7 protein-coding genes are annotated in these 4870 nt (G+C 68.8%); 6 read left to right on the top strand and 1 reads right to left on the bottom strand.

Annotation, left to right across the window (positions count from 1 at the left end):
- Window positions 1–536: 536 nt before the first annotated feature.
- Together ACFVX6_RS40515 and ACFVX6_RS40510 are read left to right on the top strand one after the other, a co-directional pair.
- Complete coding sequence (locus tag ACFVX6_RS40515) at window positions 537–926, top strand: hypothetical protein (protein ID WP_389699591.1); 390 nt, start codon at window positions 537–539, stop codon at window positions 924–926.
- On the top strand, window positions 923–1489 hold the full coding sequence (locus ACFVX6_RS40510; protein ID WP_389699590.1) for a hypothetical protein: 567 nt from the start codon (window positions 923–925) through the stop codon (window positions 1487–1489). Before ACFVX6_RS40515 ends, ACFVX6_RS40510 begins: the two co-directional genes overlap by 4 nt.
- 138 nt (window positions 1490–1627) lie before the next feature.
- Here ACFVX6_RS40510 and ACFVX6_RS40505 read toward each other — a convergent pair whose 3' ends face one another.
- Window positions 1628–2227 carry a hypothetical protein gene (locus ACFVX6_RS40505; RefSeq protein WP_389699589.1) on the bottom strand — a complete coding sequence of 200 codons (600 nt, stop codon included), beginning with the start codon at window positions 2225–2227 and terminating at the stop codon, window positions 1628–1630.
- A 397-nt stretch (window positions 2228–2624) separates the two neighbouring features.
- On the opposite strand from ACFVX6_RS40505, the gene ACFVX6_RS40500 reads away from it, so the two are divergent.
- The 4 genes from ACFVX6_RS40500 to ACFVX6_RS40485 all read left to right on the top strand — a co-directional run bounded on the left by ACFVX6_RS40500 (window position 2625) and on the right by ACFVX6_RS40485 (window position 4686).
- Window positions 2625–2792: a hypothetical protein gene (locus ACFVX6_RS40500; protein WP_389699588.1), complete on the top strand. Its 168-nt coding sequence runs from the start codon at window positions 2625–2627 to the stop codon at window positions 2790–2792.
- A 281-nt stretch (window positions 2793–3073) separates the two neighbouring features.
- Window positions 3074–3382, top strand: coding sequence for a hypothetical protein (locus tag ACFVX6_RS40495; RefSeq protein WP_389699587.1), 309 nt, complete (start codon window positions 3074–3076; stop codon window positions 3380–3382).
- Between the two features lie 136 nt (window positions 3383–3518).
- On the top strand, window positions 3519–3716 hold the full coding sequence (locus tag ACFVX6_RS40490) for a serine protease inhibitor (RefSeq protein WP_389699586.1): 198 nt from the start codon (window positions 3519–3521) through the stop codon (window positions 3714–3716).
- 499 nt (window positions 3717–4215) lie between these two features.
- On the top strand, window positions 4216–4686 hold the full coding sequence (locus tag ACFVX6_RS40485; RefSeq protein WP_389699585.1) for a hypothetical protein: 471 nt from the start codon (window positions 4216–4218) through the stop codon (window positions 4684–4686).
- Window positions 4687–4870: the final 184 nt, after the last annotated feature.

Raw genomic sequence — 4870 nt, 5'->3', positions numbered from 1 at the left:
GGGCGCCCCCCCGCCGCTGGGGGCCGGGGGGGTGTCCCCGGGGCGGGGGGGGGCCCGGGGCCCCCCCCCCCCCCACGCCCGCAGCCCTGCTGGGCTCTCCCTGCTGGTGAGTCCTTCCCCGGCGTGGACGGGGACGTCGAAGTAGTAGCCAGGGCCGCCCTACCCCGACGGTCAGCGTGCGGGCGCCAGCCGCCGATCCTCTCCGCGGCCACACGGATGGCCAAGCTTCGGCGTACGGGAAGCGCGAAGGAGCCGACGCGGCCCGAGCTGGAGAGCGGTTGATGACGGAGCTCGGGGAGCTCTGGGGTGGCAGACGGACCCGGGGGGAGCGCGGGGGAGCGCGTGCGGGTGGTGCTGGCGGCGGTTGGATGCGCTGATGTGCTGTTGGTGGCGCGGGTGCGTCCGCACGCCCCCGGCACATGGTTGAAGGGGAGATGGTCGCGCTGTGAGGATGGCGTAGACCACACGGAAACGTTTCTCTTCCGTGGCCGTCCCCCGCGCGCCTGGGATCACCTCTTCCCAGAAGGAACAGCACGATGACGCTCTCCCTTTCTCTTCCCGACATGTGCCTGCCGTTCGAGTCGGTCTGCCATCGGCAGATCGATACGGTCGAGGCGTACGGTGTTCAGTGGGCCGCCCGCTTCATGCCCGCAGAGGTGTTGGAGTCTCTGCGTAAGGCCCGGGCCGGCCGGATCATCGCTCACACTTCTTCTCCGGACGCTCCTTTGGACCTCCTCCAGGTGTGCACGCGGATGGCGTCGTGGGGTTTCTGGTTCGACGACGCCCTGTCCGACAACGTCGATCCCGCCTCTCCCCACCAGCTCCCCGCGATCCTCTCCATCGTCGACCTGCTGGACGGCCGGCCCGGGATGGGCGCCGCGGTCAGAACGTGGAGGCGGGCTTCCGCGACGTCATGGAGGGCATGACCACGGTCCTCGCGGCGGATGTGTATGCCCGCTGGGCGTGCGAGATGCGCCTGTGGCTGTGCTCACTGGCCCTGCAGAACCAGCAGCGTGCGGCCCCAGCTACCCCCACCCCGGCCGCATACAAGACGATGCGCCTGTACTCGGTGTGCTCCCTGCCGAGCATCGTCCCCATCGACGCCACCTGGAGCACCGCGCCGGTGGACTGGGACACCTACTGGCAACCGCAGATGACCGCACTGCGCCTGATCGCCGCGGACGTGGTGGCCTGGCAGAACGACATCTTCTCCTTCTTCGCCGAGCAGAGCCTGCCGGGCCGCTTCTGGAACCTGCCAGGCGTCTACCAGGCCCTGGGCGCCACCCAGAGCGAAGCGATGGAACACGCCGCCCGCGACGTGCAGAACGCCGTCGCCGAGTTCCAGGAACGCGAAGCACCCCTGGCCCCCACCCTGACACCGGCTCAGGCCACCCACATCGCCAGCTGCAAGCAGTGGATGCGCGGCGTCCACGACTGGTCCTACGAAGTCGCCGAACGCTACGTCGGCTGGAGCGAGCTCGGCAGCTGACCGTCGAACGCGCGCCAGGCCCCGCGGCGGAGCGACCAACACCAGCGCGTCCGTATGACAGGCCGGCTCATCGGCGCCCGAATCCCTGGCTGGAGTGCGCCTTGGTACGGACGCACGGATGGCCTGGCGGGACGATCGCTACCAGCTGACGACGACGCGGCCGCCGTCTCCGCGCTCACCCTCGTTCCAGTTGTACCCGCTGTTGCCCGTGCCACCGTTGCCGATTCCGTTGACGCCCACGCCGCCGGCCGCGGTGCCTCCCGGAAGGAACCACAGGACCGCCCGGCCGCGTTTCCCCATGCTTCCGAGCTGGGTCGTAGCCGGGACCACAAGGTCGCCGGTAGTGACGTCTGCGCAGGATCCGGCGATGCCGCCGAGCCCGCCCAGGGAGAGGTCGAAGCCGTTGCCGCCGTTGCCGCCGTTGCCGCCGTGGGCGACGCTGCGGGTCTCGGCGTTGCCGAAGGCGCTGTCACCGCCGCCGCCCCCGCCGCCGCCACCGCCGCCGCCCCCGCCGCCCAAGGTGTCCGCGCTGGTGCCGCCCTTGCCCGCCGTGCTGGAGCCCGGGCCGGGCTGGCGGGGGCCGGACCCGTCACCGCCGGGCCTGCCCAGGGGTGAGCCGCCCCCGCCGCCCCCGGCCACGACCACCGCCACGCGGGTTCCCGGCGTCACCGGCAGTACGCACTTCACGTAGCTGCCCGATCCGCCGCCACCGCCGGCGCCCCATAGCTCGACTGTCACATTTGTGACCCCGGCCGGGACGCTGAAGGTCCCGTCAGCAGAGAACGTCTGACTGCCGGCCGCGTGTGCGGCGGGCGTTCCCATTAGGAGCCCGACCGATGTGAGATGAGCGAGCGCTGCCGGGGCGTGCGCTGTACGGGCCATGGAGTGTCTCCGATTGCGTGCCGACGCCGACAGAAGTGAATCCATGTCAGCACCCCTGCCTGCACACCGCTATCAGAGCCGTCCGACTGGACGCGGCCCCGTCGCCGCCGGGCCGCCGCCGCAGGCCGTCCCCCGTGCGGGGTCCTGGTGTTCCTCGTCTTGCTGGCGCACACGTGCAGAGCTGGTGACCTGACTAGGCTTCATCTACACGCCAACACCTTAAGCCTGTTGGCCACTTCGCCTAGGAGGCGCCATGTCTGACACCACACCCGATCTCTCCCCCTTCACCATGATCGGCGGCCAGATCGACGGCAATCGTGTGACCGGTTTCGGCGAGGACACCCCGACCATGTCGGGCGGAAACATTTCCGCCAGGGGCGGAGATGACTTCATCATCCTGGACGAGCCCGCCGCCGAGTAGAGCGGTGGGGACGGGGCACTGCGGATTCTCAACTGCGCAGTTTCACCGAGCCACGCCGGCCCTACGATGCGGGGTGCCACGCGTACCAGTCCAGACTAAATCTGTCCCTCATTTTGAAGCACTCGCGTCATGAGGTGTGTGCCTGGTTGTTGGCTGGCCGCACCAGCCGGGGGGAATGGAGTGGCAGGCCTGCGCGTCCGGGTTGGCATGGTACGAGTTCATTTTGAAAAATTGAGGGCAGTCGGGTGGCACTGGAGTTTCGTCCTATGTGAGGAGTTGCCGTGACCAGCTTCGTCATCACGGTCCCCGGTACGTTCGTGTCGGACGTTGCTGATTCCGTGCGTCTTGTCGTCGAACGGAAGTTGGCCCCGCGGCACACAGAGGTCAGTGAGAACGAGGGGCTGCGCCTCCTCACCCTGAACGAGGACGGCACTTTCTCCATCCGGCTTGAGGTTGAGGCCCCGGACAAGTACGAGGCGGAGCTGGACGCCATGCGGATCGTCACGGCAGCGCTGAAGGAGGCAGGCCTCTCAGAGTCTGATGCCCCGCTCGGCCCGCCGGCCGTGACGGGTATCGACAGCGGCTTGTGATCTCCCTGTGGCGCGATGCGAAATCCCGCCGAACTGTCCGGAGCGCGGCGCAGGAGATGGGCTGAAGGGCCGGAGAAGTGTGGATGGCCTGTAGCGTCGCGCGGGACCTGAAGCGATCATCACCCTGGAGGGGTTGATGGAGGCGAAGAGCGTGTGGCCGGAGCTGGTGGGGAAGCTGGCGGAGGAGGCTCGCGAGCAGATCCGTGCGGAGTTCCCGGAGATTGCGGTGCATGTGGTGCCTGAGGGCAGCATGGTGACGATGGACTTCAACGAGCAGCGGGTGAGGCTTTTCGTGAAGGACGGCAAGGTGGTCCGGGAACCACGGCGTGGATAGTGGCTGCTGCCAGCTTGGCCTGTGAAGCAGGCCTTGGGTTCTAGAGGCGGAGCCGGAAGGGCCCTGGTGTGGGGGAGCGGAGCGGTTCCGTCTAACGGGTCGTGGGCTTCGACCTCGTGAAACGGGGTCACCTCCCGCGCGGAGCGCGGGATCTCTGGAGCCTGTGGAGCAGGCCCGTTCTGGTGGAGCGCAGCGAAACCAGAATCAGTCCGGAGCGAAGCGAAGGTTCCCCGGCCTGGCTTGGTCGCCGAGAGCCAGAAACGTTTGTTGGTCATCGCTCAAGACGCTCCGTCAGTGACGAGGAACATGTTGCTGAGTTCTGGGAGCGCGCCGGTACTTGCTTCCGGCCGTGTCGTGTACAGGTCGGCCGGGGCAAGCGATCATGGCAGCGAGGGTAGGTCCGGAGCGATGCAGGCGGATCGCCGCTACTGAAGGCGCCGCACTCGCTGTTTGCCGACCTCACCACGGAAACCGACTGCCCGAGAGGACCCACTCCCTGATGTCTATATGGCCTTCGATCGTTGCCGTACTCGGTACTCTCGCAGGTGCCCTGACCGCCGGACTCCTCCAGCACCGTTCGGCACGCACTGCACGCGCCGAGGAGCGCACCGAAAGCCACCGCCAGGACCAGCTCGGCGCCGTCACCGACTTCGCGGCCGCCCTGGACGCGCACCGCTCGGCGATGTTCCACCGGGAGCGTCTGGCCCTGACCGAGGCAGGCACCGAGCACCAGCTGGAGGCCCAGACGAGGTCCCACGAGACGCGGGCGGCAATCACCGCGCCCCACATCCGCCTTCAGGTCCTGGTGCCCGCCCTGGCTGGCCCCGCCCAGCAGGCCGCAGATGCCACGTACGCGCTGCGCAAGGTCATCGACCGGACTGAGCTGGACGCCCGGCGACATGTGGCCAAGGAAGCATCCGTCGCCTTCATTGCCGCGGCCGCCGCGCTGCTGGGCCCCAACCATCGCTGATTGAGGGCGATCCCGGAGCCGGAAGGACCCGGGTGGGGGAGCGGAGCGGACCCGCCCAACGGGCCAAAAGCCCGGACCCCGTGAAACGGGGTCATCTCCCGCGCGGAGCGCGGGAGCCCTGGGGCCCGCGGAGCGGGCCCCGCTCTGGTGGAGCGCAGCGGAACCAGAGCCTGTCCGGAGCGAA

The organism is Streptomyces sp. NPDC058289 (genome assembly GCF_042880975.1).
Lineage (GTDB): Bacteria > Actinomycetota > Actinomycetes > Streptomycetales > Streptomycetaceae > Streptomyces > Streptomyces stoeckheimensis.
This window is presented reverse-complemented; position numbering and strand designations above follow the sequence as displayed.

Bases quoted from the DNA above. Each gene is read 5' to 3' on its own strand.
- ACFVX6_RS40515 (WP_389699591.1), top strand. From the start codon at position 537: ATGACGCTCTCCCTTTCTCTTCCCGACATGTGCCTGCCGTTCGAGTCG.
- ACFVX6_RS40510 (WP_389699590.1), top strand. From the start codon at position 923: ATGACCACGGTCCTCGCGGCGGATGTGTATGCCCGCTGGGCGTGCGAG.
- ACFVX6_RS40500 (WP_389699588.1), top strand. From the start codon at position 2,625: ATGTCTGACACCACACCCGATCTCTCCCCCTTCACCATGATCGGCGGC.
- ACFVX6_RS40490 (WP_389699586.1), top strand. From the start codon at position 3,519: ATGGAGGCGAAGAGCGTGTGGCCGGAGCTGGTGGGGAAGCTGGCGGAG.
- ACFVX6_RS40485 (WP_389699585.1), top strand. From the start codon at position 4,216: ATGTCTATATGGCCTTCGATCGTTGCCGTACTCGGTACTCTCGCAGGT.